The sequence below is a fragment of the Leifsonia sp. PARNA 1/14 genome, assembly GCF_055720965.1.
This window is the reverse complement of record NZ_JBVQSP010000004.1, coordinates 235,022-261,826: the sequence shown is the minus strand read 5'-3', so window position 1 is coordinate 261,826 and position 26,805 is coordinate 235,022. Positions and strand designations below refer to the sequence as shown.

Annotated in this window: 29 protein-coding genes; 9 read left to right on the top strand and 20 right to left on the bottom strand. The window is 70.0% G+C overall.

Annotated features, from left to right (window positions below; translation table 11 throughout):
• Nucleotides 1-23: 23 nt before the first annotated feature.
• From AC0HS0_RS12845 to argC, 4 genes are read right to left on the bottom strand one after another with little or no spacing between them, the layout of a single operon-like run.
• A complete protein-coding gene (locus tag AC0HS0_RS12845) occupies nt 24-1,244 on the bottom strand; it encodes an acetylornithine transaminase (protein WP_472964407.1) in 1,221 nt (406 codons plus the stop codon).
• On the bottom strand, nt 1,241-2,164 hold the full coding sequence (gene argB / locus AC0HS0_RS12840) for an acetylglutamate kinase (RefSeq protein WP_472964406.1): 924 nt from the start codon (nt 2,162-2,164) through the stop codon (nt 1,241-1,243). Before argB ends, AC0HS0_RS12845 begins: the two co-directional genes overlap by 4 nt.
• 1 nt (nt 2,165) lies before the next feature.
• A complete protein-coding gene (gene argJ / locus AC0HS0_RS12835) occupies nt 2,166-3,320 on the bottom strand; it encodes a bifunctional glutamate N-acetyltransferase/amino-acid acetyltransferase ArgJ (RefSeq protein ID WP_472964405.1) in 1,155 nt (384 codons plus the stop codon).
• Nucleotides 3,317-4,366, bottom strand: coding sequence for an N-acetyl-gamma-glutamyl-phosphate reductase (gene argC / locus AC0HS0_RS12830; protein WP_472964404.1), 1,050 nt, complete (start codon nt 4,364-4,366; stop codon nt 3,317-3,319). The genes argJ and argC overlap by 4 nt, the downstream gene beginning before the upstream one ends.
• A 287-nt stretch (nt 4,367-4,653) precedes the next feature.
• Between argC and AC0HS0_RS12825 the strand changes: the two genes are divergently transcribed.
• A complete protein-coding gene (locus tag AC0HS0_RS12825; RefSeq protein ID WP_472964403.1) occupies nt 4,654-6,144 on the top strand; it encodes a hypothetical protein in 1,491 nt (496 codons plus the stop codon).
• Nucleotides 6,145-6,178: 34 nt separating this feature from the next.
• On the opposite strand, the gene pheT is transcribed toward AC0HS0_RS12825, so the two are convergent.
• The 5 genes from pheT to AC0HS0_RS12800 are packed head-to-tail and all read right to left on the bottom strand — an operon-like array spanning nt 6,179 to nt 12,187.
• Nucleotides 6,179-8,722 carry a phenylalanine--tRNA ligase subunit beta gene (gene pheT, locus AC0HS0_RS12820; RefSeq protein ID WP_472964402.1) on the bottom strand — a complete coding sequence of 848 codons (2,544 nt, stop codon included), beginning with the start codon at nt 8,720-8,722 and terminating at the stop codon, nt 6,179-6,181.
• A complete protein-coding gene (gene pheS / locus AC0HS0_RS12815) occupies nt 8,722-9,762 on the bottom strand; it encodes a phenylalanine--tRNA ligase subunit alpha (RefSeq protein WP_472964401.1) in 1,041 nt (346 codons plus the stop codon). The genes pheT and pheS overlap by 1 nt, the downstream gene beginning before the upstream one ends.
• A gap of 51 nt (nt 9,763-9,813) precedes the next feature.
• Nucleotides 9,814-10,854, bottom strand: coding sequence for an SRPBCC domain-containing protein (locus AC0HS0_RS12810; RefSeq protein ID WP_472964400.1), 1,041 nt, complete (start codon nt 10,852-10,854; stop codon nt 9,814-9,816).
• A complete protein-coding gene (locus AC0HS0_RS12805; RefSeq protein WP_472964399.1) occupies nt 10,851-11,336 on the bottom strand; it encodes an ArsR/SmtB family transcription factor in 486 nt (161 codons plus the stop codon). Before AC0HS0_RS12805 ends, AC0HS0_RS12810 begins: the two co-directional genes overlap by 4 nt.
• A gap of 47 nt (nt 11,337-11,383) precedes the next feature.
• Entirely contained in the window at nt 11,384-12,187 is an 804-nt protein-coding gene (locus AC0HS0_RS12800; RefSeq protein ID WP_472964398.1) for a TrmH family RNA methyltransferase, read from the bottom strand.
• Between the two features lie 126 nt (nt 12,188-12,313).
• Between AC0HS0_RS12800 and AC0HS0_RS12795 the strand changes: the two genes are divergently transcribed.
• Nucleotides 12,314-12,673, top strand: a complete 360-nt coding sequence (locus AC0HS0_RS12795; RefSeq protein WP_472964397.1) for a hypothetical protein — start codon at nt 12,314-12,316, stop codon at nt 12,671-12,673.
• A gap of 135 nt (nt 12,674-12,808) precedes the next feature.
• Here AC0HS0_RS12795 and rplT read toward each other — a convergent pair whose 3' ends face one another.
• The 3 genes from rplT to infC are packed head-to-tail and all read right to left on the bottom strand — an operon-like array spanning nt 12,809 to nt 14,083.
• Nucleotides 12,809-13,195 (bottom strand): 50S ribosomal protein L20, encoded by a 387-nt coding sequence (rplT, locus tag AC0HS0_RS12790; RefSeq protein WP_472964396.1) that lies wholly within the window; start codon nt 13,193-13,195, stop codon nt 12,809-12,811.
• A gap of 37 nt (nt 13,196-13,232) precedes the next feature.
• On the bottom strand, nt 13,233-13,427 hold the full coding sequence (rpmI, locus tag AC0HS0_RS12785; protein WP_241704900.1) for a 50S ribosomal protein L35: 195 nt from the start codon (nt 13,425-13,427) through the stop codon (nt 13,233-13,235).
• Nucleotides 13,427-14,083, bottom strand: a complete 657-nt coding sequence (infC, locus tag AC0HS0_RS12780; protein WP_472964594.1) for a translation initiation factor IF-3 — start codon at nt 14,081-14,083, stop codon at nt 13,427-13,429. Before infC ends, rpmI begins: the two co-directional genes overlap by 1 nt.
• A gap of 284 nt (nt 14,084-14,367) precedes the next feature.
• Here infC and AC0HS0_RS12775 point away from each other — a divergent pair, with 284 nt between their 5' ends.
• A complete protein-coding gene (locus tag AC0HS0_RS12775) occupies nt 14,368-14,742 on the top strand; it encodes a DUF1844 domain-containing protein (protein ID WP_055918493.1) in 375 nt (124 codons plus the stop codon).
• A gap of 4 nt (nt 14,743-14,746) precedes the next feature.
• Nucleotides 14,747-15,079, top strand: a complete 333-nt coding sequence (locus AC0HS0_RS12770; RefSeq protein WP_472964395.1) for an MmcQ/YjbR family DNA-binding protein — start codon at nt 14,747-14,749, stop codon at nt 15,077-15,079.
• Between the two features lie 15 nt (nt 15,080-15,094).
• Here AC0HS0_RS12770 and AC0HS0_RS12765 read toward each other — a convergent pair whose 3' ends face one another.
• Entirely contained in the window at nt 15,095-15,805 is a 711-nt protein-coding gene (locus AC0HS0_RS12765) for a YoaK family protein (RefSeq protein ID WP_472964394.1), read from the bottom strand.
• 33 nt (nt 15,806-15,838) lie between these two features.
• Between AC0HS0_RS12765 and AC0HS0_RS12760 the strand changes: the two genes are divergently transcribed.
• Nucleotides 15,839-17,635: a gamma-glutamyltransferase family protein gene (locus AC0HS0_RS12760; protein ID WP_472964393.1), complete on the top strand. Its 1,797-nt coding sequence runs from the start codon at nt 15,839-15,841 to the stop codon at nt 17,633-17,635.
• Between the two features lie 5 nt (nt 17,636-17,640).
• Here AC0HS0_RS12760 and AC0HS0_RS12755 read toward each other — a convergent pair whose 3' ends face one another.
• Together AC0HS0_RS12755 and AC0HS0_RS12750 are read right to left on the bottom strand one after the other, a co-directional pair.
• Nucleotides 17,641-19,026: a pyridoxal phosphate-dependent decarboxylase family protein gene (locus AC0HS0_RS12755; RefSeq protein ID WP_472964392.1), complete on the bottom strand. Its 1,386-nt coding sequence runs from the start codon at nt 19,024-19,026 to the stop codon at nt 17,641-17,643.
• A gap of 52 nt (nt 19,027-19,078) precedes the next feature.
• Nucleotides 19,079-20,506, bottom strand: a complete 1,428-nt coding sequence (locus tag AC0HS0_RS12750) for an amidase (RefSeq protein ID WP_472964391.1) — start codon at nt 20,504-20,506, stop codon at nt 19,079-19,081.
• Nucleotides 20,507-20,595: 89 nt separating this feature from the next.
• On the opposite strand from AC0HS0_RS12750, the gene AC0HS0_RS12745 reads away from it, so the two are divergent.
• The 3 genes from AC0HS0_RS12745 to AC0HS0_RS12735 are packed head-to-tail and all read left to right on the top strand — an operon-like array spanning nt 20,596 to nt 22,651.
• Nucleotides 20,596-20,958: a GntR family transcriptional regulator gene (locus AC0HS0_RS12745; RefSeq protein ID WP_472964390.1), complete on the top strand. Its 363-nt coding sequence runs from the start codon at nt 20,596-20,598 to the stop codon at nt 20,956-20,958.
• The gene (locus tag AC0HS0_RS12740; RefSeq protein WP_472964389.1) at nt 20,955-21,872 is read left to right on the top strand and encodes an ABC transporter ATP-binding protein; all 918 of its coding nucleotides are present in this window, start codon (nt 20,955-20,957) and stop codon (nt 21,870-21,872) included. Before AC0HS0_RS12745 ends, AC0HS0_RS12740 begins: the two co-directional genes overlap by 4 nt.
• A complete protein-coding gene (locus AC0HS0_RS12735) occupies nt 21,869-22,651 on the top strand; it encodes a hypothetical protein (protein WP_472964388.1) in 783 nt (260 codons plus the stop codon). Before AC0HS0_RS12740 ends, AC0HS0_RS12735 begins: the two co-directional genes overlap by 4 nt.
• A 181-nt stretch (nt 22,652-22,832) precedes the next feature.
• Here AC0HS0_RS12735 and AC0HS0_RS12730 read toward each other — a convergent pair whose 3' ends face one another.
• Entirely contained in the window at nt 22,833-23,237 is a 405-nt protein-coding gene (locus AC0HS0_RS12730; RefSeq protein ID WP_472964387.1) for a VOC family protein, read from the bottom strand.
• 49 nt (nt 23,238-23,286) lie between these two features.
• Here AC0HS0_RS12730 and AC0HS0_RS12725 point away from each other — a divergent pair, with 49 nt between their 5' ends.
• The gene (locus AC0HS0_RS12725) at nt 23,287-23,625 is read left to right on the top strand and encodes a DMT family transporter (protein ID WP_472964386.1); all 339 of its coding nucleotides are present in this window, start codon (nt 23,287-23,289) and stop codon (nt 23,623-23,625) included.
• A gap of 22 nt (nt 23,626-23,647) precedes the next feature.
• Here AC0HS0_RS12725 and AC0HS0_RS12720 read toward each other — a convergent pair whose 3' ends face one another.
• From AC0HS0_RS12720 to AC0HS0_RS12705, 4 genes are all read right to left on the bottom strand, one after another.
• A complete protein-coding gene (locus AC0HS0_RS12720) occupies nt 23,648-23,872 on the bottom strand; it encodes a hypothetical protein (RefSeq protein WP_472964385.1) in 225 nt (74 codons plus the stop codon).
• A gap of 1 nt (nt 23,873) precedes the next feature.
• Nucleotides 23,874-24,422: a DUF2781 domain-containing protein gene (locus AC0HS0_RS12715; protein WP_472964384.1), complete on the bottom strand. Its 549-nt coding sequence runs from the start codon at nt 24,420-24,422 to the stop codon at nt 23,874-23,876.
• A gap of 54 nt (nt 24,423-24,476) precedes the next feature.
• Nucleotides 24,477-26,066, bottom strand: a complete 1,590-nt coding sequence (locus AC0HS0_RS12710) for a BNR-4 repeat-containing protein (RefSeq protein WP_472964383.1) — start codon at nt 26,064-26,066, stop codon at nt 24,477-24,479.
• Between the two features lie 115 nt (nt 26,067-26,181).
• Complete coding sequence (locus AC0HS0_RS12705) at nt 26,182-26,760, bottom strand: GNAT family N-acetyltransferase (protein WP_472964382.1); 579 nt, start codon at nt 26,758-26,760, stop codon at nt 26,182-26,184.
• Nucleotides 26,761-26,805: the final 45 nt, after the last annotated feature.

The window sequence follows — 26,805 nt, the reverse complement described above, 5'->3', positions numbered from 1 at the left end:
CTCGGCGCGTGCGGAGGAGGAGGTCAGAGGGCGGCGAGGGCGCGGCCGAACTTCTCGCGGAACTCCGCGAGCTCGGCGTCGCCGACGATCAGCGGAGGCGCGAGTCGCAGGCTCGACTCGTTGGGGGCGTTGATGATCAATCCCTGGGCGAGTGCGGCGTCCGAGAGGCGATGCGCCTCTCCGTCGGTGAGCCCCACGCCGATCAGGAGGCCGGCGCCGCGGATGTCGCCGATCAGGGGCGAGTCGTACGAGCGCAGGATGGCTCGCAGCTCCTCCCCTCGTCGTGCCGCGTTGCCGATCAGGTCGGCCCGCTCGATCTCGCCGATGACGGCGTTGCCTGCGGCGGTGGCGAGCGGGTTGCCGCCGAACGTCGATCCGTGCTGGCCCTGGGTGAACAGCTCCGACGCGCGCCCGAACGTGATCAGCGCGCCGATCGGGACGCCGCCGGCGATGCCCTTCGCCACGGTGATGGCGTCGGGGAGGATGTCGGCGTGCTGGTAGGCGAACCAGCGGCCGGTGCGGCCGATTCCGGTCTGGATCTCGTCGATGATGAGGAGCGCGCCGTGCTGCTCGGTGAGTTCGCGTGCACGCTGCAGGAAGCCCTCGGGGAGGTCGAGCACGCCGGCCTCCCCCTTGATCGGCTCCACGAACAGGGCGGCGACCCGGTCGTCGATGGCGGCCTCCAGCGCATGGACGGTGGAGTCGATGTGCTCGACGCCTCCCGGCAGCGGCTCGAATGCCTCGCGCATCGGCGGCTTGCCCGTGAGGGCGAGCGACCCCATGGTGCGACCGTGGAACGCGTTGTGCAGTGCCAGCACGCGCGTGCGCCTGCCGTGCGGTCCCTTGTTGAGGCGGGCCAGCTTGAACGCCGCCTCGTTGGCCTCCGCACCGGAGTTGCCGAACAGGATGCGGCCCTGCTCACCCGCGCCGGTGATCGTCCGGAGGCGCTCGGCGAGCTCCAGCTGCGGCGCGGTGGAGAAGTAGTTGGAGACGTGCGCGAGCGTGGCCACCTGGCTGCTCACGGCCTCCACCAGCACCGGGTGGGCGTGACCGAGCGAGTTGACGGCGATGCCTGCGAGGAAGTCGAGGTACTCGTTGCCGTCGACGTCCCAGACCCGGCAGCCCTCACCCCGCGCCAGCATCAGCTTGGGCGTGGCCAGCGTGCGCATCATGGCATCGCCGAAGCGCGGCTTCCAGCGCCCCTCGGTGACCGTTCCCGTGTCGCCTGCGAGCTGTGCGCTCATGCCGACACCACCTCCGTTCCGATTCCGGACTGCGTGAACACTTCGAGCAGGATCGAGTGCGCCACGCGTCCGTCGATGATCGCGGCCTTCGGCACGCCGCCGTCGACTGCATCCAGACAGGCCGACATCTTGGGGATCATCCCCGACTCGAGCGACGGCAGCAGCTCGCGCAGCTCGGGGGCGCTGATCTTGGACAGCAGCGAGTCGCGGTTGGGCCAGTCGCTGTAGAGCCCGGCGACGTCGGTCAGGATGACGAGCTTGGCGGCGCCGAGCGCGACGGCGAGCGCCGCGGCCGCGGCGTCCGCATTGACGTTGAGCGACTGACCCGGGTCATCGATGTCAGGCGCGATCGAGGAGACCACCGGGATGCGGCCGGCGTCGAGCTGCGCGAGCACGGCCTCCGGGTTCACGCCGATCACGTCGCCGACGAGCCCGAGGTCGACCTCGTCGCCGTCGACGACGGCTCCGCGCTTGCGGCCCTGGAAGAGCCCGGCGTCTTCGCCGGAGAGTCCGGCGGCGAGCGGGCCGTGCTTGTTGATGTTGCTCACGATGTCACGGTTGATCTGACCGGTCAGCACCATGCGGACGACGTCCATGGCTTCCGGTGTCGTGACACGGTAGCCGCCCCGGAACTCGCTGTCGATGCCCAGCCGGTCGAGCATGGCGGAGATCTGCGGGCCTCCACCGTGCACCACGACGGGACGCAGACCTGCGTAGCGCAGGTAGACGATGTCTTCGGCGAACGTGCGCTGGAGGTCTTCGCTCACCATGGCGTTGCCACCGAACTTCACGACGATGATGCGGTCGTGGAAGGTCTTCAGCCACGGCAGCGACTCGATCAGGGTCGCGGCCTTCGCGGCGGCGGCGGCGTGCTCGGCCGCCTCTGCGGCCGCTTCTGCGGTGTCTTCTGTCGTCGTCATCTCAGCTGGAGTAGGCACTGTTCTCGTGCACGTAGTCGTGGGTCAGGTCGTTGGTGAGGATGGCGGCGCTCTCGTCGCCCGCGTGGAGGTCGATCAGCACATGCACCGCACGCGGGGCCAGGTCCACGAGGTCGCGCGGCTGGTCCGGCTCCCCCGCCGTGCACACCTGCACGCCGTTGATGGCCACGTCGATGCCGTACGGGTCGAACTCCGCCTCGGTCGTGCCGACTGCGGCCAGCACGCGGCCCCAGTTGGGGTCGTTCCCGAAGATCGCAGCCTTGAACAGATTGGAGCGCGACACGGCGCGGCCGACGGTCACGGCGTCGTCCTCGGTGTGCGCGTTCACGACCTCGATCGTGACGTCGTGGGAGGCGCCCTCCGCGTCCTCCTGCAACTGCTTGGCGAGGCTGCGGCACACCTCCGTGAGTGCGAGAGTGAACTCGTCGAGGTCGGGGGTGACGCCGCTCGCGCCGGAGCCGAGGAGGGCGACGGTGTCGTTCGTCGACATGCAGCCGTCGGAGTCGAGCCGGTCGAAGGTCACCCGCGTCGCCGAACGGAGGGCGGCGCCGAGCTGGTCGGAGTCGAGCACGGCGTCGGTGGTGATGACGACGAGCATCGTCGCGAGCCCGGGCGCCAGCATGCCGGCGCCCTTGGCCATCCCACCGATGGCCCAGCCCGCCTCGGAGCGCTGCTCCGCCTGCTTGGGCCGCGTGTCGGTGGTCATGATCGCCTCGGCCGCGCCGAGGCCCGAGTCGCCGGCGAGAGCGGTCGCCGCCTGGGCGACTCCGGCGGTCACCTTCGCGACATCGAGCTGCTCGCCGATCAGGCCGGTCGAGCACACCAGCACGTCGCCGGCGGAGACGCCGAGCGCCTCGCCGACCGCCTCCGCTGTCGCGTGGGTCGTCTGGAAGCCCTGCGAGCCGGTGTAGCAGTTCGCCCCTCCGGAATTGAGGACGATCGCCGAGACCACGCCGTCGGCGATGACCTGCTTGCTCCAGATCACCGGATTGGCCTGGCAGCGGTTGGTGGTGAACACGGCGGCCGCCGCAGTCAGCGGCCCCCGGTTCTGCACGAGCGCGAGATCGCGCTTGCCGCTCGACTTGAGCCCGGCGACGACACCGGCGGCCGCGAACCCCTTCGCTGTTGTCACGCTCATGGTGCGACTCCGTTCACGCTCAAACCGGTCGTCTCGGCGAGGCCGAGGGCGATGTTCGCGGACTGGATCGCCGCTCCGGCCGTTCCCTTGTACAGATTGTCGATCGCGAGGACCGTAACGACCCGGCCGGCCGCCTCGTCGAGGGCGACGCCGATCAGGACGGTGTTGGCGCCGAGCACGTCGGCAGTGCGCGGCACGGTTCCGGCCGGGAGCACCTGCACGAACGGCTCGTCGGCGTAGGCCGCCTCCCAGGCCTCCTGGACCTGCGCCGCCGTCACGCCCGGCTTCACCCGGGCGGTCGAGGTGGCGAGGATGCCGCGCGACATCGGCACGAGCACCGGCGTGAACGACAGTGTCGGCGCGATCGCGCCGGCCTTGCGCAGATTCTGCTGGATCTCGGGGATGTGCCGGTGCGTCCCGCCGACCGCGTACGGGTTGGCGGAGCCGAGGATCTCGCTCGCGAGGTACATCGTCTTGAGCGACTTACCCGCGCCCGACGGGCCGACGGCGAGAACGCTCACGATGTCCTGCTCGTCGATGACGCCCGCGTGGAGGCCGGGGGCCAGCGCGAGCGACACGGCGCTCGCGTTGCAGCCGGGGGCCGCGATCCGGGTCGCGCCGGCTAGGTTCGACCGCTGCTTGGCGCCATCGGCGCCCACGATCAGCTCGGGTACGCCGTACGCCCACGACCCGTAGTACTCACCGCCGTAGAACGCGGCCCAGTCGGCAGGGCTCTCCAGCCGGTGATCGGCCCCGGCGTCGACGACGAGGGTGTGGGCGGGCAGCTGCGCCGCGACCTCCCCGGACCGGCCGTGCGGCAGGGCGAGGAAGACCACGTCGTGGCCGGCGAGGTTCTCCGCCGAGCTCTCGGTGAGCGTGAGGTGGGCCAGCGAACGCAGGTGCGGCTGGTGGGCGACCAGCGGATGGCCGGCGTTCTGGTGGGCGGTGACGGTGCGGATCTCGAAATCGGGATGATCGGCGAGGATGCGCAGCAGCTCGCCGCCCGCGTACCCGGAGGCACCGGCGACGGCAACCGAGAAAGTCATGCTTGTTCCTTGATGAGTGGACGACAGGGGGCCGAAACTCCGGCGGCGCCCATGTCCGACCCACGAAGGGTCGCCCGAACGCCGCCTAGATTCGGCGGTCGCGCAGGCGTCGGCGCAGGGAGGGGGCACCGACGTTAAGCATGCTGCAACCCTACCGCCCCCTCCCCGCCGGTCGCCAAATCGCGACGGCGGAGTAGCGCACCCTCTTCACACCCGGTACGCTCGGGAAAACTCCGTGTAAAATCACATACCTAGAATCAGAATTTCACACGATAGAGGCCTACCGCATGGATCCGCTGCTCTACCGCCGACAATTCCTCCTCACTCCGCGCGACGTTCCACTGCTCTCGTCGTGGCCGCGGACGCGCGTGGAGTCCCACTGGCTTTACGCCCATCCCGAACTCGCGGTCACCGTCGACGATTCGCCGACCTCGGCAACGTACGCGCTCATCGGGTTCGCCTTCGATCCCGCCGACCCCGACGCAACAGACTCCGACCTGGTGTCGCGGCTCGCAGCGACGTGTGGCGATGGCGATCGGCTCGCGGTCTTGAACCGGCTCGTGGGCCGATTCGTGCTCTTCGTCTTCAGCAGCGAGGAGATCCTGGTCTACAACGACGCGACCGGGATGCGAACGGTCGAGTACTCGTGGACGGGCGACGACTTCCATGCGGCGTCCCAGGCCCTCCTGCTCGAGCACGCCATCCCCTTGGAGCGCGGCGAGAGGTTGCGCGGCTACGCAGAGCTGGCGCGGAATGCCGGAGACCGGGAGGCGTTCCTGCCCGCCGCGCTCTCACCTTTCGAGAATGTCGATCGCCTCGTGCCCAACCACGTGCTGCGGGTCTCCCAGCGCCGTCAGGAGCGGTTCTGGCCGGTCGCCCCGATCACGACCGATGGCGATCCCGATGCTGTCGCTGCGACGGTATCGGCCACCGTGAGCCAGGCCCTGGTCGCCGCACAGAAACGCTTTCCGCTGGCATTGTCGCTCACGGCGGGCTGGGACACGCGAACGGTGGTCTCCGCGACGGCGCCGGTACTCGACGACCTCTATGTCTACACGCTCCGCTACCGGCACCTTTCGCCGCGGTCTCCCGATCTCGCCATTCCCCGTCGGATTGCCCGGAGGCTCGGAGTCGCACATCATGTGATCGACTGCCGGCAGCGACCATCTGCTGCGTGGTCCGAGCTCTACGTCTCGAACTCTGCGATGGCCCACCTCGACGACTGGGGCCAGATCGCCGCGGGCATCCATCGAGGCTTCCCCGCCGACCACGTGGCGGTCAAGGGCAACGCCTGCGAGTTGACGCGGAGCATCTACTGGTATCAGGACAACGGGGTCCACAGACCTCTACGGACGGCCGGCGAGGTCGCCGCGTTGATCGAGGGGTGGCCCGATCACGGCTTCGTCCTCGCGTCGATCGACGACTGGCTGCGGGGGGCGCGGGCCGCGTCGGACGCCACGGGCGTGCCGCTCGACGTGCTTTTCCATTGGGAGCACCGCTGCGGCGCCTGGCAGGGGCAGAGCCAGCTCGAGTGGGACATCGCGCAGGAGGCGTTCTCGCCCTTCAACAATCGCGCCCTGCTCGCTCTCGCGCAGAGCGTTCCGTCGGCGATTCGCGCCGCACCCGCATTCGAGTTCTCGCGCAAGATCATGGCACACGGCGGCCTGGACGTTCTTCAAGAACCGGTGAACCCGCACGGGCCCGCGGACCGCCTGTTCGAGCTGTTCCAGCGGGGCAGGCACAAGCTCGGGCGGGAACTCCGCAAGCGGATGACGTGAAGGTAGGTCGCCGCATACGGTGAGGGCTCCAGAGCTACTCGCGGATGCGGGCGCTGTAGAGCGACTCGGCGCGGCCGGCCCCGGCGAGCTTCGCCTCGCTGGCCTCAGCGGCGGTGAGGGTCCGGTCGTCCGCGCGGAACCGCAGAGCGAACGTCAGGCTCTTATGGGCGACCGGGAGGCCGGTGCCGCGGTAGTCGTCGACCAGCCGGATGTCCTCCAGCAGGTCGCCTGCGCCCTCGCGCACGGCCGCCAGCACCTCGCCGGCCGGCACCTCGTCGCGCACCACGAGAGAGAGGTCCTGCGTCGCCGCCGGGAACCCGGCGATGACTCCCGCGACGATGTCGGCGGGGGCGACGGCGATCAGCGCGTCGAGGTCGAGCTCGTAGAGCGCGACGACGCGCGGCAGGTCCAGCTCGTCCGCGATCGCGGGCAGCAGCTCGCCGGCGTAGCCGACGACGACCCGGGAGCCGTCCGCGGCGTGCGCGATCAGCTGCGCCGTGCGCCCCGGGTGCAGCGCCTGATGACGGCTTTGAACGGGCTCGATCGCCACACCGACGGCGGCCGCGGTCTGCTGGACGGCTGTCAGCGCGTCGGCGAGTCCGGCCGCGACAGGGGCCTGGCCGGGCTGCTTCTCCACGGTGTTGCCGAGGATCAGTCCGGCGAGGTGCCGCGGCTGCGCTGGGATGCCGGCGTTGAGGCCGGCCAGCACCTCGTCGCCCGGCAGAGCGGCGCCCGGGGGCAACTCTGTGCTGCCCAGCTGCGCGCCCGACGGCAGGAAGACCGTGCCGAGTTCGTAGAGTCGCAGATCGACCAGGCCGCGCGCGAGGTTGCGCTTGGCGGTGTCGAGGAGCCCCGGCAGCAGCGACGTGCGCAGGTACGGCGCGGTCGCGTCGAGCGCGTTGGCCAGCCGCACGGCCGGAACCGGACCGGCCTCCGGCGAGCCGAACAGGTCGTTCTGGGCCTCCGAGACGAACGGGAACGCCATCACCTCTGTGGCGCCGTTGTCGGCGAGAATCTGGGCGACGGCACGGCGCAGCTTCTGCGGACGCGAGAGCCCGCGCCCGGGAGGCGCGACCGGCAGCACCGACGGGATGCGGTCGAACCCGACGATGCGGGCGACCTCCTCGGCGAGGTCGGACTTGTCGCGCAGGTCGGGCCGCCAGCTCGGCGGCACCACGAGCAGCGCGTCGCCGTCGCCGGTCACCGCTCCGCCGATCTCGGCGAGCGCACCGCGCACCTCGTCGTCGGTGAACGCTACCCCGATCAGGTTCGGGATGTAGTCGTTCGGCAGCCGGATCGGCTCGGCGTCCTCCGCCGTGTCGAGCAGCGAGCCGAGCTCGTCGGCGTGGCCACCGGCGAGCTGCTCGAGCAGCTGCACGACACGAGCCGCGGCCGCGACCGCGACGCGCGGGTCGACGCCGCGCTCAAAGCGCTTGGAGGCTTCGCTGGGCAGCTTGTGCCGGCGCGCGGTGCGCGCGATCGACACGGGGTCGAAGTTGGCGGCCTCCACGAGCACGTTGCCGGTGCCGTCGCCGATCTCGGTCGACGCGCCGCCCATCACGCCGGCGAGACCGATCGCGCCGGACTCGTCGGTGATGAGGAGGTCCTCCACGTCGAGCGTGCGGGTCTGGTCGTCGAGCGTGACGAGCGTCTCGCCGGGGTGGGCGCGGCGCACGACGATGCCGCCGGTGAGCTTGTCGAGGTCGTAGCCGTGGATCGGCTGGCCGAGCTCGAGCATCACGTAATTCGTGATGTCGACGATCAGCGAGATCGAGCGGATTCCGGCGAGCTTGAGGCGCGCGACCATCCACGGCGGGGTCGGCCGGGAGCCGTCGACGTCGCGGACGACGCGGGTCACGAACACGGTCGCGCCCACGCGGCCGCGAATCGGCGCACGGTCGTCGATGGTCACGCTGAACCCGTGCGCGTGCGCACCGGCGGAGTGCACGTGGACGGCCTCCGCCGGGTCGCGGAACGCCGCACCGGTCGCGTGCGAGTACTCGCGGGCGATGCCGCGGATCGAGAACGCATAGCCGCGGTCGGGCGTGACGTTGACCTCCACCGCGGTGTCGTCGAGTCCGAGCAGCGAGATCGCGTCGGCGCCGACCTCGGGGTCGAGACCCAGCGTCGACAGCCGGAGGATGCCCTCGTGGTCGTCGCCCAGCCCGAGCTCGCGGGCGGAGGCGATCATGCCGTCGGACACGTGACCGTACGTCTTGCGCGCGGCGATCGGGAACGGCCCGGGCAGCACCGAGCCCGGCAGGGTCACCACGACCTTGTCGCCGGCGAAGAAGTTGCGGGCCCCGCAGACGATGCCATGCACGGCCTCCCCGCCGTCGGCGGCCTTCTGCCCGTCGGGCGCCACACGCACCTGGCACCAGCGGATGGTCTTACCGTTGCTCTGGGGCTCCTCCACGAACTCCAGCACCTCGCCGACGACCACTGGGCCGCTGATCTCGAAGGTGTGGACGTCTTCCTCTTCGAGACCGACGGACACGAGGGCGGCGTGGACCTCCTCGGCCGTGGTTCCCGGCTCGAGGTCGACGTACTCGCCGAGCCAACTCAGGGGGACGCGCATCAGACCACCATTCCGAACTGCTGGGAGAACCGGACATCGCCCTCGGCCATGTCACGCATGTCTTTGACGTCGTTGCGGAACATCAGTGCCCGCTCGACGCCCATGCCGAACGCGAACCCGGAGTAGACCTCCGGGTCGATGCCCGCGGAGCGCAGGACGTTCGGGTTCACCATGCCGCAGCCGCCCCACTCGATCCAGCGGGCGCCGCCCTTGAACGTCGGGTGCCAGAGATCGAGCTCGGCGCTCGGCTCGGTGAACGGGAAGTAGTTGGGCCGCAGTCGAACGCGCGCCTCGTCGCCGAAGAGTGACTTGACGAAGTGGTCGAGCGTGCCGCGGAGGTGCGCCATCGTCAGCCCCTTGTCGACCGCGATGCCCTCGACCTGGGTGAAGACGGGGAGGTGCGTGGCGTCGAACTCGTCGGTGCGGAACACCCGGCCAGGGGCGATGCGGTACACCGGCAGCTCATTGCCGAGCAGCGCGCGCAGTTGCACCGGGGAGGTGTGGGTGCGCAGCACCAGATGCGAGTCGGTCGGCTCGACGAAGAAGGTGTCCTGCATGGCGCGCGCCGGGTGATCGGCGTCGAAATTGAGGGCGTCGAAGTTGTACCACTCGCTCTCGAGCTCGGGCCCTTCTGCGACCTGCCAGCCCATGCCGACGAAGACATCGGCGATGCGCTCCTGCAGCAGGCTCAGCGGGTGCCGTGCGCCGGGGGTCCAACGGCTCGGGAGGGCGGTGACGTCCACGGCCTCCGCGGCCAGCCGGGCGGCGTCCTCTGCGGCGGCGATGTCGGCCTCTTTGGCCGCGAACGCCTGGTTCACGCGGGCGCGCGCACCACCGACGAGCTTGCCGGCGGCGGCCTTCTGGTCGCCGGGCAGCGAGCGGATGGCGGCGTTCAGCCGAGCCAGCGGCGAACCCTCGGCGGTGTGGTCGTGGCGGACGGCCTTCAGCGCGTCCGAGGTGTCCGCGGCGTCGATCGCGGCGAGCGCCGCCGCGACGGCCGACTCGACGGACTCCTCGGTGATTTCGGTGGATTCAGACACGGTTCCCCAGTCTAGTCGGCGGGAGGAAGTGCTAGTCGGCGGGAGGGGAGGTCACTCCCCCGCGTACACCAGGTACGCGGCCTCCCACAGCCGACCGGGCGCCGGGACGCTGAGCCCGGCGAGCAGCAGAGTCAGCTGGTCGATCAGCGTGTGCCATCCCGCCGCGAAGTCGGGCGCCGAGCGCAGCCGCCCGGCGCCGAAGGTATCCTTCACTCCGTCTTGCACGAGCGACAGCAGAGTGCCGTCTCCGGTCTCTTCGAGGCGGATGCTGACTGCGGCGTCGCCCCACGTTAAACGCAGGTGCGAACGCTCCTGGAGGTCGAGTACCTCGAGCTCCTGCACGGCGCCCTCGACGTTCTCGTCGCCGAGCCGCATCACGTCGCCGACGCGCAGCCGGCGTTCGCGGGCGGGATCGTCCGGCCACTCGACCACCGGCCACAGCCAGCGGCCCACGCGGTCGGGAAGGGTGAGCGCGTCCCAGACCTCGCCCACCGGCGCGTCGAACAATCGCTCGAGCGCGACGGCTGATCGGTCACGGGTCCGACGGATCGTCGCGCGCACGAGCGCCGCCTCGTCGCGGCGGTACTCGTCGAGCGCCTCGTCGAACGCGGCCGGATCGGCGGCCTCCCCGAGGTAACCGTCGTGCTCCTGCGGCGTCGCCTCCCCGCCGAGCTCGCGGGCGAGATGGGTGAGCACGTCCTGCCAGCCCGCTCCGTAGACGGAGGCGGTCACGGCCTGCACGCGCCGGTGCGTCAGCGTCAGCAGCACGCGGTCTTCTGCGGCGGGCACGATGGTCGCCTCCAGTTCGGTCTGTGCCTCGGTCTGCCCGTCGCCGCGGAACCGCCAGCTCACGAGGAGAAGCTGCTCGGGCTCGCAGGCGAGCACCCTGCCGCCGACGACGGCGTCCGTCTCCGGTCCGCCCATCTCGAGACGGAAGCCGTCGGCGGTCGGCTCGTAACGCCCGATCCAGCGCACGAGGCGGTCCGGCTCGGTCAGCGCGGCCCAGAGCTCCGCCGGGGTCGCCGGGTACTCGCGCTGGACCGTCACGGAACGGCGGGCGCCGTCGAGGGCGATCTCTCCCCAGAGCGTCATGACGCCTCCCGGGCGGTGCGCCGTAGCTTCTCAACTTCAGTCGCAGGCTCCGATCCTCGGTCGCAGGCTCCCTCGGCGCTGGGGTCGCAGCCTCGCTCCGCGCTGCCCTGAGCTCCACCGCGCGGCGCTGGGGTCGCGGCATCGCTCCGCGCTGCCCTGAGCTCCATCGCGCGGCCGCGGACGAGCTCCGTGCCGAGCGCGTCGAGGCGCTGTTGCCAAAACGTGGCGAGGGTCTCGAACCACTCCGCGGCCTCCTGGAGGGCGGCCGGATCGAGCGCGTACACCCGCCGCTGGCCGTCGACCCGGGAGGCCACGACGCCCGCCTCCCTCAGCACGCGCAGATGCCGGGAGGCGGCGGGCTGGGTGATCCCGAACTCCTCTGCGGCGTGCGCGGCCAGCTCTCCCGCCGATCGATCGCCGCCTGCGAGCAGCTCGACGAAGCGCCGGCGCACCGGGTCGCCCATCGCCTCCAGACCGTCCATGCGGCCAATTTATCAACTCGGCGTTATATAACGCAAGGTTTATTTAATCAGATCGAGCGCTGGGCGAACGCCGACTCGTAGAGACAGACGGACGCGGCCGTCGCGAGGTTCATCGACTCGGCGCGACCGTAGATCGGGACGGTCACCACCCGATCGACCAGACCGAGCAACTCGTCGTCGAGCCCGTGGGCTTCGTTGCCGAACACCCAGGCGGTCGGGCGGGCGAGCTGCCCCTCCTGACGGGCGGCGAGGAGGTCCTCCCCCTTGATGTCGGCGGCCAGCACCTGCAGGGCCGCCGAATGCGCGCGGCCGATCACGTCGGCGAGGTCAGCGCCGACGGCGACCGGCACGTGGAACAGCGAGCCCGTCGTCGACCGCACGACCTTGGGGTTGTAGAGGTCGACCGTACGTCCCGTGAGCACCACCGCGTCGGCCCCGGCCGAGTCGGCCGCCCGGATGATCGTGCCGGCGTTGCCCGGATCGCGCACCTCCTCCAGCACCGCGACCAGGCGCGGCCCGTCTGCGAAGATGTCGCGAACGGAGGTCGGGAACTGCCGGCACACGGCGACGAAGCCCTGCGGCGTGACGGTGTCGGCCATCGTGTCGAGGACGTGTTCCGTGACGAACTCCACATCGACGCCGGCCTCCACCGCCGTCTGGGCGATATCCGGGTAGCGTTCCAGGGCCGTGGGGGTCGCGTACAGCTCGACGACGAGCTCCGGACGGTAGGTGAGGGCTTCGGAGACGGCCTGCGGCCCTTCGAGCAGGAAGAGGCCGGTCTCGGCCCGGGCGGGACGCTTCGCCAGCTTCGCAACGGCGCGGACGCGCGGAGAGCGCGGGTTGTCAAGCATGCGCTCAGCATATCGACGCGCGTGCCGGCGCGTTGATCCGAACGGGCCTGCGTCTCGTGTCATCAGCAGGACGTCAGAACCAGACCTCCGAACCACACCTCGGAACCAGACCGAAGGAGACGGACCATGAGAGCACCCATCCGGGCAGCACTGATCGCGGGAGGCGCGTCGGTCGCGCTCGCCCTGGGAACGGGGGCCGCCCTGGCGGCGACCGGCGCGAACGACCACCCGCGCGTGACGCAGGACGACAGCGTCGCGACCTCGACGTCCCGCCCGATGCCGGCGACGACGCCGCCGCCCGCGACCGTGGTCGACGACCGCGGCACCGACGACCCCGCGACGCACGACGTCGGCGACGACCACGGCACCGACGACCCCGCGACCCACGACGTCGGCGACGACCACGGCGCAGACGACCCCGCAACGCACGACGTCGGCGACGACCACGGCGGCAGCCGCGGCGGCGGCCACGGCTCCGACGACTGAGCACAGGCGAAGCTGCGGTGACTCCGCAGATCCGTCACGGAGACCGACCGCATCTCCGGAGTTACGCACGCAAACGCCGAACGGCCCGGTCGACGCGAAGTCGACCGGGCCGTTCGAGGGATGCGGAGGCGCTGCTTATGCGGCGGCCTTCGGGGCCGAGGTGTCAGCCGGGAGGGCCATCTTCGCCGTCTCGACGAGGGCCGCGAAGGTCGCGGGCTCGTTCACGGCCAGCTCGGCGAGGATGCGGCGGTCGACCTCGACGCCCGCCAGGCCCAGGCCCTGGATGAGGCGGTTGTAGGTGAGGCCGTTGGCGCGGCTCGCGGCGTTGATCCGCTGGATCCAGAGACGACGGAAGTCGCCCTTCTTCTGGCGGCGGTCACGGTACGCGTAGACGAGCGAGTGGGTGACCTGCTCCTTCGCCTTGCGGTAGAGGCGCGACCGCTGTCCGCGGTAGCCCTCGGCGCGCTCGAGGATGACCCGACGCTTCTTGTGGGCGTTGACAGCCCTCTTCACTCTTGCCATTAGTCGTTATTCCTTACGTGCGTGTCGGGGAGGAGCTCTACTTGCCGATCATCCGGCGGATGACCTTGGCGTCCACCTCGGGGACGACCTGGTCCTGGTTCAGTCGACGGGTGCGACGGCTGGACTTGAGCTCCAGGTTGTGGCGCATGCCGGCCTGCTGCTTCATGACCTTGCCGGTGCCGGTGATCTTGAAGCGCTTCTTGGCGCCGGAGTGGGACTTCTGCTTGGGCATTACTTCTCCTCGTTCGTCGCCTGGGCGGGCGAACTCTCTTCGGACTGAGCAGCGTCGGCTGTCTCAGCAACCGCGTCCTGGTCGCGCCCCTGGGCGCGCGCCTTGGAAGCGGCACGTTGTGCATTGGCCTCGGCCTTGGCCTCGGACTTGTTCTTGAGCGGGCTGATGATCATCACCATGTTGCGACCGTCGATGGTGGGGTTGGACTCCACCTGGCCGAACTCGGCGACGTCTTCCGCGAAGCGCTGCAGGAGGCGCACACCCTGATCCGGGCGCGACTGCTCGCGGCCTCGGAAGAGGATCATTGCCTTCACCTTGTCGCCGGACTTCAGGAAGCCTTCGGCGCGCTTGCGCTTGGTCTCATAGTCGTGCTTGTCGATCTTGAGGCGGAACCGGACCTCTTTGAGGATGGTGTTCGCCTGGTTGCGCCGGGCCTCCTTGGCCTTCTGCGCAGCCTCGTACTTGAACTTGCCGTAGTCCATGATCTTCGCGACCGGCGGCTTGGAATTGGGCGCGACCTCGACCAGGTCGAGGTCGGCCTCCTGCGCGAGTCGGATGGCGACCTCGATCTTGACGACGCCGACCTGCTCTCCGCTGGGGCCGACGAGTCGAACTTCGGGGACGCGGATACGGTCATTCGTACGGGGTTCGCTGATGTCAGTCTCCTCTGATGAGCGATGCTTCGAGTGCTCGCGCCGTCGCGAGACGGTTCGGAGAAAGTCGCGATTCCACGCACCAGCGCAGCCCCGCGGCCCGATTTTCCCGAAGGATTCGGTTCGCAGAGCTGGTGCAGCACCCTGGCTACCTCCGTGCTGACGCACGTCGGCGGAGTGCAACTACCCGGTAACCTGTAAAGCGGTCAAGCGCGGGTGGGAGGAATCTCCACTTTCGTCCCGAGGCAGATGCCCCGGAGCCCGAACGATTCTAGCAGAGGAAAGCAGTGAGCGACACATCCCCCACTCCCGACAGCTTCTCGTACGAGGAGGAGGCGATCGCCGACGCCACGCGCGATATCGCCGAGGTGCCTGCGGTGGAGGTCATCACCACCACCGCGGTGCACCTGATGAGCGCGGCGGCCGTCAAGGTCGGCCTCGCAGACGACCCGGAGCGCCAGACCGACCTCGACGAGGCCCGGAAGCTCATCGACGCCCTCGCCGGGCTGGTCACGGCGAGCGCCGCGCACCTCGGCGACCAGCACGCGCGCAGCCTCCGTGACGGCCTCCGTTCGTTGCAGCTGGCGTTCCGCGAGGCGTCGCCGTTCCCGGACGAGATCGGCAAGGGCCCTGGCGAGAAGTACACCGGGCCGGTCAGCTGAGCCCATGGATGCGTTGGCAGTGCGCAGCGTCGCGCTCGGGCTCCCGGAGGCCGAGGAGTACGAGCACGGCGGCCTCCCCGCGTTCCGTGTGCGCGGGACCCGGTTCGCGACGATGCTCGACGCCGAGTCGTCGACCGTGAACCTGATGCTCGGCGAGGCCGGCATCCGTGAGGCGGCCGCCGCCTGGCCGGAGCACTGCTCCGAGCGGTGGTTCGCGGGGCGGCTGTCGTCGGCCCAGGTGGACTTCTCCGACATCGACCCGGGGCTGCTGCGGGAGCTGGTCACCGACGCGTGGCGCAACCGTGCGCCGGCCGTACTGCGCCGCCTGCTCGACTGATCGTCTCCTGACGGATCAGGCGTCGGCGGGCACGCCCTCCGCTCTCGCTCGGTGGCCGATGTGGCCCAGCGAAGCCACCACGATCGTGATCGCGGCGGAGACCAGCACGCCGAGCGAGACGTGCACGAGCAGCGCGAGCGCTCCCGCCGCGGCGCCCGCCGAGATCAGCACGACGGCGAGCGCGCGCCGTACCCACAGCGAGCCGGTTCCCCCGGCCAGCCTGCTGTCGGCCGCGAGGCCGGTGAGGGTGGAGGTCACGACCACGGTCGTCACATCGGCGACCTTGACCCTGCGGGCGAGCGCAGCCTGCATGCCCATGGCGAAGCCGAGCGCCGACGTGGCGATCGTGCCGACGGTCTCGGGATCGAGGTGCAGAGCGAAAGCGAGCAGCGCGGCGATGGCGGTCAGCAGCGCGGCGATGACCCAGAGCGTCGCCGTCACGCGCCCGGACCAGCCGTCCTGGCGGCGCACGAGCCGCGCGCCGACCACGGCGCCCGCGAGGAAGAATCCGAGTGCGAGCAGGGGGCGAAGGATCGGCAAGGTCGTCGTCCCGGTGAGCGCCATCCCGAGGAGGACCACGTTGCCGGTCATGTTCCCGGTGAAGACGCGATCCAGGCCGAGGTAGCCCACCGCGTCGACGACACCGGTGGAGAACGTGAGGGCGAGCATGAGAGCGAGGTGCAGCCGGTCGGCGTCGACGCGGCCGAGGCGATGAGAGACGGACACGGACCACTACCTTAGGCGGTGCAGACTGGCGGTATGACGTTCACACCCCCGCCCACCGTGACCACCCGGCCGACGCTCACCGGAACGTTCGGCATGTCGGCCTCCACGCACTGGCTGGCGACGGCGAGCGCGCAGGCGGTGCTCGAGCGCGGCGGGAACGCATTCGACGCGGCGGTCGCGTGCGCCTTCGTGCTGCACGTCGTCGAACCGCATCTGAACGGTCCCGGCGGAGATCTGGTCGCGCTGTTCTCGACGGCGGACGACCCGACGCCGGTCGTCCTCGCGGGCCAGGGCCCCGCACCCGCCGCCGCAACGCGCGAGCACTACCTGGCCGAGGGGCTGGAGTTGGTTCCCGGCGCGGGAGCGCTCGCGGCCGCCGTGCCCGGTGCGGTCGACGCGTGGCTGCTGCTGCTGAAGGATCACGGCACCTGGGAGCTCGCCGACGTGCTCGCCTTCGCGATCGGCTATGCGGAGGACGGCCATCCCGTGCTGGAGCGGGTCTGCGCGACGATCCGCACGGTCGCCGACCTGTTCACCGAGCACTGGCCGTCGTCGGCCGCGCACTGGATGCCGGAGGGACGCGTTCCCGAGCCCGGCGAGCTCATCCGCAACCCGGCGTACGCGCGGGTGCTCCGTGGCCTGATCGCCGCGGGAGAGGGCGCGGCGACGCGCGAGGAGCGGGTGGAGGCGGCGCGCACCGAGTGGTCCACCGGCCCGGTCGCGCGCGAGGCGGCGGCGTTCGCTTCGATCCCGCACCGGCACTCCCCCGGCACGGATCACGCCGGAGTGATCGCGGAGGCCGACTTCGCCGCCTTCCGTGCGACCTACGAGCCGGCGACGACGCTGGAGTTCCGAGGGCACACGATCGCGAAGACCGGAGCGTGGGGCCAGGGCCCTGCGCTGCTGGAGACGCTGGCGATCCTCGACGGCTTCGACGACGACCGCCTCGACCCGTCGTCCGAGCTCGGCGCGCACACGATCCTGGAGGCCCAGAAACTCGCGTACGCCGATCGCGACGCATACTTCGGCGACGCCCGCGTTCCTGTCGCGGAGCTGTTGGCGCCGGCGTACATCGCGGGGCGCCGCGCACTGATCGGCGAGCGCGCGTCGGCGGAGTTCCGTCCCGGCCGCGTGCCCGGCGTCGAACCCTTCCTCCCGCCCCTCCGCGTCGAGTACACCCCGCCGACATCGGCCGCGATCGCCGGCGTCGGCGAACCGACCGTGTCGCGCACCGGCGAGACGCGGGGCGACACGTGCCACCTGGACGTCGTCGACCGCTGGGGCAATATCGTGTCGGCGACGCCGTCGGGAGGCTGGCTGCAGTCGTCGCCGACCATCCCTGCGCTCGGTTTCTGCCTCGGCACGCGGCTGCAGATGACCTGGCTGGAGGAGGGGTCTGCATCGACGCTCGAGCCGGGCAAGCGCCCCCGGACCACGCTCACGCCGACCCTCGTGCTGCGCGACGGCCTTCCGGTGACCGCCCTCGGCTCGCCGGGCGGCGACCAGCAGGACCAGTGGCAGCTGCTCTACCTGCTCCGGACGATCGTGGGCGGCTACACCCCGCAGCAGGCGACCGACGCTCCGGCCCTGCACACGACATCGCTCGCCGAGTCGTTCTGGCCGCGCACCTGGATCCCGGGCGGAGCGGTGGTGGAGGCGAGGCTCGGCGACGAGGTGATCGCCGGGCTGGAGGCCCGCGGGCACGTGGTGACCACGGCCGGCGGCTGGACCCTCGGCCGGCTGTCGTCGGTGGGACGCGACCCGCGCACCGGCGTCCTGTCTGCCGCGGCGAACCCGCGCGGGATGCAGGGGTACGCGGCGGGGCGCTGACAGCGTCAGGCGGCCTCCGTCGCCGCTACGGCGTCCCGCACCGCCGCCACAGTGCGAGCCGCCTCGGCGCCGTCGGTGAGCCAGTTGCTCACCGAGAACCGGAGCACCGCCCGCCCGTGCCAGACCGACGGGGAGGCCAGGGCCACCCCGCCCGCCTCCAGCGCCTCCCCGACGCGGCGGGTGCGCTCGTCGTCGCCGAACGTCGCGCACACCTGGGTGTACACGACGTCGTTGAGGATCCGCGCACCGGGGAGGGAGCGAAGCCCGTCGGCGATGACGGTCGCGGCGTCAGCGAGGCCCTGCACGAGGTCGGCGACCCCGGCGCGTCCCAGCTGGGCCAGCGCCGCGTAGACCGGCACGCCGCGGGCGCGCCTGCTCAGTTCCGGCACACGATCGCTGGGGTCGGCGACACCGGAGGACGACGCCAGATAGGCGGCGTGCTGCGCCATCGAGGCGTGCAGGGCCTCCGGGTCGGCGACGATCGCCACGCCGCTGTCGTACGGGACGTTGAGCGTCTTGTGGGCGTCGGTCGCCCACGAGTCGGCCGCCGACATCCCCGCCGTCAGATTCCGCAGACCGGGCGCGGCCGCCGCCCACAGCCCGAACGCTCCATCGACGTGCACCCACGCGCCCGCCGCGTGAGCGACGTCGATCGCCTCCGCCAGCGGGTCGAACGCCCCGGAGTGGACATTCCCGGCTTGGAGGCACACGATCGCCGGTCCGTCGCCGTCAGCCAGCGCCTCCTGCAGGGCGTCGACCCTGAGCCGGCCCTGGCCGTCGGCGGCGACCTCCCTGCCCGTGCCGAGCCCGGCGAGCGCGGCCGCGCTGTCGATCGACCCGTGCCGCTCGGCGCCGAGGAGAAGCCGGACGCGCGGGCCGCCGGCCAGGCCGTCGGCGCGCACGTCCCAGCCGGCGCGTCGCAACACGTGGTCGCGTCCGCTGACGAGGCCGACCAGGTTCGCCATGGTCGCACCGGTGACGAACCCCACCTCGGCGGTCGGCGGGAGGCCGAGCAGGTCGAGCAGCCAGTCGCCGGCGAGCTCCTCCGCTGCGATGACACCCGGTGTCACGGCGCGCAGGGCGGTGTTCTGGTCCCAGGCGGACACGAGCCAGTCGGCCCCGAGGGCGGCGGGCTGAGCCCCGCCGATGACCCACCCGTGGAACCGGGGCGAGTGCATGCGCATGAGGCCGGGGGTCACCGCCGCGTTCAGGCGCCGCAGCACCTCGGACGCGGCCGGGCCGCGCTCCGGGAGCCGCGCTCCGAGCGCCTCCTTCACCGCCTCGACGTCGTCGGTCGGCGGGATGGCGCCCTCGCGCACCCCGTCGAGCCATTGCCCGGCGAGCGCGGCGACCTCGCCGAGCACCGGACGGAACGCCTCCCGATCGTCCACACGGGCAGGCTAGTGCCGCGCGTCCGCGTCGGCAACGGCGAGCGGAGCCGGTTCACCACGTCGGCGGCCGGCGCCTCTCCCAGTGGAGGCGGCGCTCCAGCTGCGCGGCCAGCGACAGCAGCGTCCGCTCCCCTCCCGGCCTCCCGATCAGCTGCACGCCCATGGGCAGGCCGTCCTCGGTCTGCGCCACCGGCAGGACGATGCCGGGGAGGCCTGTGACGTTCAGCATCGACGTGAACGGGGTGTAGAGCACCTGCTGCTCGAAGTTGAGCTCGCCGTCCTCCTGGTCGTACCAGCCGATCGGCCGCGGCGTGAGGGCGAGCGCCGGTGTGAGCACCGCGTCGAACGACGCGAGCTGGCGGATGAACGAGCGCTCGTAGGCGGTGAGCACGCTGAGCGCCTCGCTCAACTCGCCTGCGCCGATGGACCGGCCGCGTTGCACCAGCCAGGCCGTCAACGGCTCGAGGAGGTCCAGCGTCTCGCCTTCGGCGGGGAGTCGGGCGGCGCCGGCCTGCCAGATGGTGCGGAAGGCGGGAGCGTAGGTCGGATCGGGTTCGAGCGCCGTCTCCTCGACACCGTGGCCCATCGACGCGAACGCGTCCACCGCCGCATCGAGGGCGGCCCGGGCCTCCACCGAGATCACGATGTCATAGGCGTCATCCCACGCCGACGTGGTCATCACACCCAGCTGGAACCGGCCCTCGCCGCGCACCGCCGTTCCGAGGAACGGGCCGTCGTCGTCGTACGGCGCGCGCAGCGTGTAGTGGTGGTCGATGCGGCCGCCGACCTTGGCGATCATCCCGTCGAGCAGCAGTGCGGCGTCCGCGGTGGTGCGGGCGAGCGGTCCGGAGACCACGAGACCGGCGAGCGAAGCGATCCCGCTTCCGGCCGGCACCAGGCCACGCGTCGGCTTGAGCCCGACCAGACCGCACGCCGCGGCCGGGATGCGGATCGAGCCGCCGCCGTCTGATCCGGGCGCGAAGGGCAGCATGCCGCTCGCTACCGCGACCGCCGCGCCTCCGCTCGAGCCCCCCGACCCGCGTTCCGGGTCCCACGGATTGCGGGCGGGCGGCGCCGCGAGCGACTCGGTGTACGCCGGAAGGCCGAACTCGGGCGCGTTCGTCTTGCCGAGGCTCACGCCTCCGGCCGCGTCCAGGGTCTCGACGATCTCATCCGAGGTGTCCGGTACGAACCCGGCCATCACGCGTGACCCGAAGCCGGTCGGCACTCCCGCACGGTGCCACAGGTCTTTGTCGCCGAACGGCAGGCCCCAGAGCGGCGCCGTCTTCGGCACGCTCTCGGCGACCTCGTCGGCCCGCGCCAGCGCCTGCTGGCCCGTGACGGTGACGAAGGCGCCGAGCTGCGGGTTGAGCCGCTCGATGCGATCCAGGTAGTGGGAGGCCAGCTCCCGCGGTGAGACGCGTCCCGTCTGCAGTTCTTGCCACAACTCCAGCGCCGTCAACTCATGCAGTTCCGCCATGCCTCCACGCTATTGCCGGATTCGTCGTTGACAAAAGGACGCGCAGGTTGCATGGTTAGTTACATGACTAATGAACCAGCGAGGTTCGTGTGATCGAAGAGGGCAAGCCGATCTTCGTCCAGATCGCCGAACAGATCGAGAACGACATCATCGAGGGCGTCTACCCGCCCGAGACGCAGGTGCCGTCCACGAACGAGTTCGCGGCCTTCTACCGGATCAACCCGGCCACGGCCGGCAAAGGCGTCAATCTTCTCGTCGACGACGGGATCCTCTACAAGAAGCGAGGCATCGGCATGTTCGTCTCTGACGGCGCCCGCGAACGGCTCGTCGCCAAGCGGCGTGAGGCGTTTCGCGACGAGTACCTCCGGCCCCTGCTCGCCGAAGCGGCGAAGCTCGGGATCGGCCCCGACCAGATCAGCCAGATGATCCAGAAGGAAGGAATCAGCGCATGAGCGCGACCCCGGCACCGACCTCCATCGCGCCCGCGGTGCAGGTATCGAACGTGACCAAGCGGTTCGGATCGTTCACCGCGATCGACGACGTCTCGGTCACCATCAAGCCGAACCGCATCCACGGCCTCCTCGGTCGCAACGGCGCGGGCAAGACCACGCTGATGCAGCTCATCACCGGACAGGACTTCGTCTCGGCCGGCGACATCCGGGTGTTCGGCGAGAAGCCCACCGAGAACGCGCGCGTGCTGCAGAACATCTGCTTCATCAAGGAGAGCCAGCGCTACCCGGAGGACTTCCAGCCCCGGCACGTGTTCCGCAGCGCGCCGTGGTTCTTCGAGAACTGGGACGCCGCCCTCGCCGACCAACTCATCGAGGACTTCCGGGTTCCGGTGAACCGGCGCATCAAGAAGCTCTCCCGTGGCCAGCTCTCGGCGGTCGGCGTGATCGTCGGCCTGGCCTCCCGGGCACCGCTGACCTTCTTCGACGAGCCCTACCTCGGCCTCGACGCCGTCGCCCGGCAACTCTTCTACGACCGGCTGCTGGAGGACTTCGCGGAGCACCCGCGCACCGTCGTCCTCTCGACGCACCTGATCGACGAGGTGGCGAACCTCCTCGAGCACGTCATCGTCATCGACCAGGACCGCATCCTGATGGACGACGACGCGGAGACCCTGCGTTCGTCGGCGACCACGGTCGTCGGGAAGCGCGGCGCGGTCGACGCCTTCGTCAGCACCCGCGAGGTACTGCACCGGGAGGGCATCGGAGGCCTGGCGTCCGTGACCGTGTCCGGGCTCGGCGCCGCCGAGCGCGCGGAGGCCACCGCCGCGGGCCTCGAGCTCGCACCCGTCTCCCTCCAGCAACTCATCGTCCGCAAGACCAACGTCCGTGAGACAGAATTCGAGCAGAGCGCATGACCGCCATCACGCAGAATCCCGGCGCCCCGGCGTTGCACACCGGCCCCGGCGCGGGAGCGCGCATCTGGCGCGTCGTCCGCCTGAACTTGGTGAACAAGTGGACCACCATCTGGGTGCCGGTGATGATCATGTTCTTCATCTGGCTGGTCAACTGGCTGATCTGGTGGATCATCTGGGGCGCCACGGCGCCGGCCGACCGCGCGAAGGCGATGGACGGCACCCAGTGGAGCGGCGGAGGCTTCTACATCTTCGTCTACATGCTCGTGGTAGGTATCCAGGTCATCTCGGCAACGTTCCCGTTCGCGCTCGGTTACAGCGTCACGCGCCGCGACTTCTCCCTCGGCTCCGCCCTCACCTTCCTGCTGCTCTCGGCCGGTTACGCGATCGGGTTCACGGTGCTCTCGTTCGTCGAGGAGTGGACGAACGGCTGGGGACTCGGCGGCCACCTGTTCACGTCGGTGTACTTATCCGGGGCGTCGTTCCTCGGGAGGCTGTTCATCGTGTTCGCCGGCATGCTGTTCTTCTTCGCCGTCGGAGCGTTCTCGGCCGCGCTGTTCATGCGGTGGCGGATGTACGGCGTGCTCGCCATCCTCGCGCTGATCATCCTGCTGATCGTCGGGGGCGTCGCCCTGATCACCTTCACCGGCAGCTGGGCGGCGGTCGGCGAGTGGTTCGCCGCCAACGGTCCGGTGGGGGTCACCGCGTGGCTGCTGGTGCCGACCGCCCTCGCCGCTCTGGCCGGCTTCGCGGTGCTCCGGAGGGCGACGCCGCGCACCTGAAGCGCGTGCAGCCACCTGCCGCAGACATGGACGTGGCCGGGAGCCCTGCTCCCGGCCACGATTTGTGCCATCGGCCTCACTCGGCCGACCCGCCACGCGGGCCGTCCGACGATGTCGTCGACGTCAGCCTAGGTCGCCGCCCGAGCGGCGGCCGGGATACTCGGCAAACCCATAGTCGCCGCTAATCGAGTTCCTGGAACACCGTCACCTGGAGGTCGCCCGGCGTCGCCAGCCGCGCGTTCAACGAGTTCCACGGTGTGACCGTCGGCGGCGCGATCAGCTCGGCTCCGGCCTCCACCAGCCGCGCAGTGACGGTGCGGCCGTCGTCGACCTCGAACGCCAGCCGGATGTGCGGGGCGACCGGGCGGCCGACCTCCACGTCGTCGATCATCGCCTTCTGGGCCGGGTTCGCGAGCTCGAGCGTCGCCCGGCCCGCATCGAGGATCGCGACCCGCGCGCCGCCCTCGCCCGCGTAGCTCTCCTGCTCGGGGAGGCCGAGCACGTCGCGGAAGAACGAGAGCGCCTCGTCGTACTCCTCAGCCTCCACCACGATGCGCAGCTGCCGCACCGGTGCCCTGTCGTCCATCCGCTGTTCCCCTTCCGGTCAGCACTGCCGATGTCACTAGTGTTGTGGCGTGCTGGGTTACATCTTCCTCGCCGTCGCCATCGCGACGGAGGTCGTCGCGACGACGTTCCTCAAGTTCACCTCTGGCGACAATCCCAAGTGGTGGGCGTTCGCCATCGTCGTGGTCGGGTACGTCGCGTCGTTCCTCGCTCTGTCGCAGTCGCTCTCGCGCGGCGTTCCGCTCGGCGTCGCGTACGCGATCTGGTCGGCCGTCGGCGTCGCCGTGATCGCGGTGATCTCGTGGATCTTCTTCAAGGAGTCGCTCACCTGGGTGCAGATCCTCGGCCTGGTGCTGCTCATCGGCGGCGTCGGCCTCCTGGAGCTCGGCGGCCGGCACCCCGCCTCCTGAGGAGCGGCCTCCGCCGGACCGGTCAGCCGACGAACGCCGCCAGCGCGTCGTCGATGGTCCGCGCCGGCTGCACCCACGGGAAGATCGCGCCGATCCCCTCCGGCACGTAGTCGCCGTCGGGTGTGACGGTGATCGTCCCGAGCGGACGACCCCGGTCGGGCACGGCGTCCTCGTCCTCGTACGAGTGGTCGTACACCGAGAACACGTCACCGTCCTCGAAGACGGACAGATCTTCCAGCAGCGGCATCTCAGAACCTCCTGGTGAACGGCATCGGCTTGCGCATGCGGATGAGGAGCAGCAACGGCACGAGCACGTACGGGCCGTTGTAGAGCAGGAAGACGACGGGGTTCGGCGTGCGCTCCCCCACCGGGCCGAAGAACTCTACGCCGAAGATCGGGATGGCCGTCAGGCTGATGATCATCGTCGCGTAGATCACGCAGAACAGCTGGATCCAGTTGAAGCCCTTGACCAGGCAGACGATGAGCAGGATGTAGAACGGCAGATAGATGAACGCGCTGGTTCCAGTGATGAACCGCAGCCACAGCGGCTCGTGCATGTAGAGCGGGTCGTACTGCGACGAGTACGTGTAGTTCCACTGCGCGAGGATGTTGGTCGTCGTCGCAGTCTGCGGAATCCCGAGCGTCGGGATGGCGTCGCTGATGATGCAGGTCAGGCTGAACAGCGAGAACATCACGACGAAGAAGATGTCGAACGGGCGCTTGCGCAGCGGGAGGTTCGCGGGCGTCGCTGGCGCGGCGGAGGCGACCTGGCCGGTGTCGGAGGTGGCGGTGGTCACGGACAGAGCCTAGCGCCGCGACGATCGCCACCCAAGACACTCGCCGGCCTGTGCTCACGCTGGAATCCGGAACAGTGTCAACGGCGAGCCTCCGACGGCGTAAGGCCACGTCGGCTTCGCGCCGTTCGCCACGTACGGTCCCGCACCCCATTTGACCACCCACTGGTCTTGGGCACCGTCGGGCGCGACGAAGTCGGGGCTCGACACCGTGCGCGCGACCGCCGCCAGTTTCGCCGACTCGGGATAGAGGATCGTCGCCGCCTGCGGTAGGGGCGATGCCGCGGCGTACCCGTAAGAGACGAGTCCGGAGTACGTTCCCATCGAGCCGAGTCGCACCCGCGCCTCGTAGTTCGCCCCGTTGCAGGCGAACGGGATGATCATGTCCGTCGTCCCGTCGGCGGCCGGCCGAGGCGGTGTGGACACGTAGAGTCTCGTGCCGCCCGCCGCTCTCAGATCGTTGTCTCCGCTCATGGGAATCGGCGTGGCAGCGCCCCAGCCCCCGATCGCGCTCTGCCGGACGACGTAGATCTTCGTGGCTCCCTTGTAGCGCGCGAAGTACGTGACGACCGCACGGCCGTCGGCCGCGAACCCGAGCTGGAGCTGCCCATTGAGCATGCCGCTGCCGGTCGGTGTCAGCTCGGCAACCACCAGGTCGAGATTCGTCGTGCTGGTGCTGGTCAACGTGTAGGGAACGCTTGCCGGGAGAGGACGTCCTTTCGCCGTGTACCACGTGTGGAAATCATGGGTCTTCATGGCGGAGATCCGCGAGTTGCTGTCCGGGTCGCCCCCGTTTTCGAGCCACGACCAGACCATCCAGTACCACCCGCCCGGGCCTTCGACGATCGGCCGCACGTACGGATCCATGTCGAACTCGTACCCGGCGAGCAGCGCGCGATCCTGGTCGAGGAAGCTTCCGTAGTGGACGCCGTTGCTCCCTGACGGGTTGTCCCACTTCGCTGTGTCGGCATTGTAGTGGAGCAGGAAGAAGCTGCCCTTGTTCGGGTCGAACCAGTTGAACCCGAAGTAGAGCTCGCCGTCATCGGCCACGAAGAACTTCGGCGCCGACGACACCCGCTCGGCCCCGGTGGCGAAGAGGGCGATGCCGCCCGCGTTGTAGCCGAGCCCGGGCAGTTGCGACTTGTACAGCATGCGCGCGACAGTGTGCGGACTCGCGCTCCGCCAGTAGCCGGGAGTGCGATACGGGCGCATGTTGCCCGCGACGTGCACATATCCCTTCTCGTCGACCGCGATCGCCAGCGTGTTGTGCGAGTCGTCCAGGGTTCCGACTTTGTACAACGCGGATGCGTTCGTGCCGCTTGCGTCGCGCAGGATGGACGAGCTGAGGACGAGACCGGTCGTGTCGACTTCGACCACGGCGACCTCCGGGTAGTCGCCTGGCGTGTAGTAGGCGATGAAGGCGTGCCCGGTGGCCGGGTCGTCGACCACCGCCTGGTCGATCGTGATCCCACTGTAGCTGCGGACCGGCGTCCCGTCGGCGAGGTGCACCGACGTGGAGACGTCCGGGTGAGCGTAGTCGACCGCCTTCGGCGCGGGTGCGTCAGGTGCTGGGCAGACCAATGTGGAGGCGGCGCTGGCTGAGCCTGCGGGAGCGAGCAGGAAGAGCGCGCTCGCAGCGATGGACACGGCGCAGCAGAGTGCCGTCAGGCGCGCCCTGAAATAGATACATGCAATACCCGTCATGAAACAGATGGTACGGCTGATGATCGATCCCGGGAAGAGCGCTCGATCGGGGCGTCGGCTACTTGAGCGACTTCTGCATCAGCACAGTGCCGAGCCAGCGCTCGAACTTGTAGCCGACGCGACCCATCCGGCCGATCTCGGTGAAACCGAAGTTCTCATGCATCTTGATGGAGGCCTCTGCGCCCCTGTCGGCGATGACCGCGATCATTTCTTTGAGACCGGCCTCTTTCGAACGATCGATCAGCTCCTGCATGAGCACGGGGCCGAGACCCTTCCCGGTGGAGGCCGCACCCAGGTAGATCGAGTTCTCGACCGTGAACCGGTACGCCCGCTTCTGCTTCCACGGGGTGACCAGCGCGTAGCCCAGGATCTGCCCGCTGGCGGATTCGGCGACGATGAACGGCATTCCGAGCTTGCGGAGGTAGCCGAACTTGTCCTTCCACTCCTTCAGGGTCATCGCGTCCTCGTCGAAGGTGACCGTGCTGTTCGCGACGTAATGGTTGTATATCTCGCGCACGTCGGGGAGGTCTTCGCTGCGCGCGGCGCGGAGGGTGTACTCGAAGGGCGCCTCCGCGACCTCGGGCTTGCGCAGATGGCGCGGCAGCACGCGCCGGGTCTCGTATTCCTCTTCCAACACCCTTCCAGGGTACGGCCCTCGGGTTTCAACGAGGTTTCGAGAGCG

What these genes read in the sequence shown, in the direction of transcription:
- AC0HS0_RS12845 (WP_472964407.1), bottom strand. Translation starts at nt 1,244, where the DNA reads ATGAGCGCACAGCTCGCAGGCGACACGGGAACGGTCACCGAGGGGCGC.
- argB (WP_472964406.1), bottom strand. Translation starts at nt 2,164, where the DNA reads ATGACGACGACAGAAGACACCGCAGAAGCGGCCGCAGAGGCGGCCGAG.
- argJ (WP_472964405.1), bottom strand. Translation starts at nt 3,320, where the DNA reads ATGAGCGTGACAACAGCGAAGGGGTTCGCGGCCGCCGGTGTCGTCGCC.
- argC (WP_472964404.1), bottom strand. Translation starts at nt 4,366, where the DNA reads ATGACTTTCTCGGTTGCCGTCGCCGGTGCCTCCGGGTACGCGGGCGGC.
- AC0HS0_RS12825 (WP_472964403.1), top strand. Translation starts at nt 4,654, where the DNA reads ATGGATCCGCTGCTCTACCGCCGACAATTCCTCCTCACTCCGCGCGAC.
- pheT (WP_472964402.1), bottom strand. Translation starts at nt 8,722, where the DNA reads ATGCGCGTCCCCCTGAGTTGGCTCGGCGAGTACGTCGACCTCGAGCCG.
- AC0HS0_RS12810 (WP_472964400.1), bottom strand. Translation starts at nt 10,854, where the DNA reads ATGACGCTCTGGGGAGAGATCGCCCTCGACGGCGCCCGCCGTTCCGTG.
- AC0HS0_RS12805 (WP_472964399.1), bottom strand. Translation starts at nt 11,336, where the DNA reads ATGGACGGTCTGGAGGCGATGGGCGACCCGGTGCGCCGGCGCTTCGTC.
- AC0HS0_RS12800 (WP_472964398.1), bottom strand. Translation starts at nt 12,187, where the DNA reads ATGCTTGACAACCCGCGCTCTCCGCGCGTCCGCGCCGTTGCGAAGCTG.
- AC0HS0_RS12795 (WP_472964397.1), top strand. Translation starts at nt 12,314, where the DNA reads ATGAGAGCACCCATCCGGGCAGCACTGATCGCGGGAGGCGCGTCGGTC.
- rplT (WP_472964396.1), bottom strand. Translation starts at nt 13,195, where the DNA reads ATGGCAAGAGTGAAGAGGGCTGTCAACGCCCACAAGAAGCGTCGGGTC.
- rpmI (WP_241704900.1), bottom strand. Translation starts at nt 13,427, where the DNA reads ATGCCCAAGCAGAAGTCCCACTCCGGCGCCAAGAAGCGCTTCAAGATC.
- AC0HS0_RS12770 (WP_472964395.1), top strand. Translation starts at nt 14,747, where the DNA reads ATGGATGCGTTGGCAGTGCGCAGCGTCGCGCTCGGGCTCCCGGAGGCC.
- AC0HS0_RS12760 (WP_472964393.1), top strand. Translation starts at nt 15,839, where the DNA reads ATGACGTTCACACCCCCGCCCACCGTGACCACCCGGCCGACGCTCACC.
- AC0HS0_RS12750 (WP_472964391.1), bottom strand. Translation starts at nt 20,506, where the DNA reads ATGGCGGAACTGCATGAGTTGACGGCGCTGGAGTTGTGGCAAGAACTG.
- AC0HS0_RS12740 (WP_472964389.1), top strand. Translation starts at nt 20,955, where the DNA reads ATGAGCGCGACCCCGGCACCGACCTCCATCGCGCCCGCGGTGCAGGTA.
- AC0HS0_RS12735 (WP_472964388.1), top strand. Translation starts at nt 21,869, where the DNA reads ATGACCGCCATCACGCAGAATCCCGGCGCCCCGGCGTTGCACACCGGC.
- AC0HS0_RS12730 (WP_472964387.1), bottom strand. Translation starts at nt 23,237, where the DNA reads ATGGACGACAGGGCACCGGTGCGGCAGCTGCGCATCGTGGTGGAGGCT.
- AC0HS0_RS12720 (WP_472964385.1), bottom strand. Translation starts at nt 23,872, where the DNA reads ATGCCGCTGCTGGAAGATCTGTCCGTCTTCGAGGACGGTGACGTGTTC.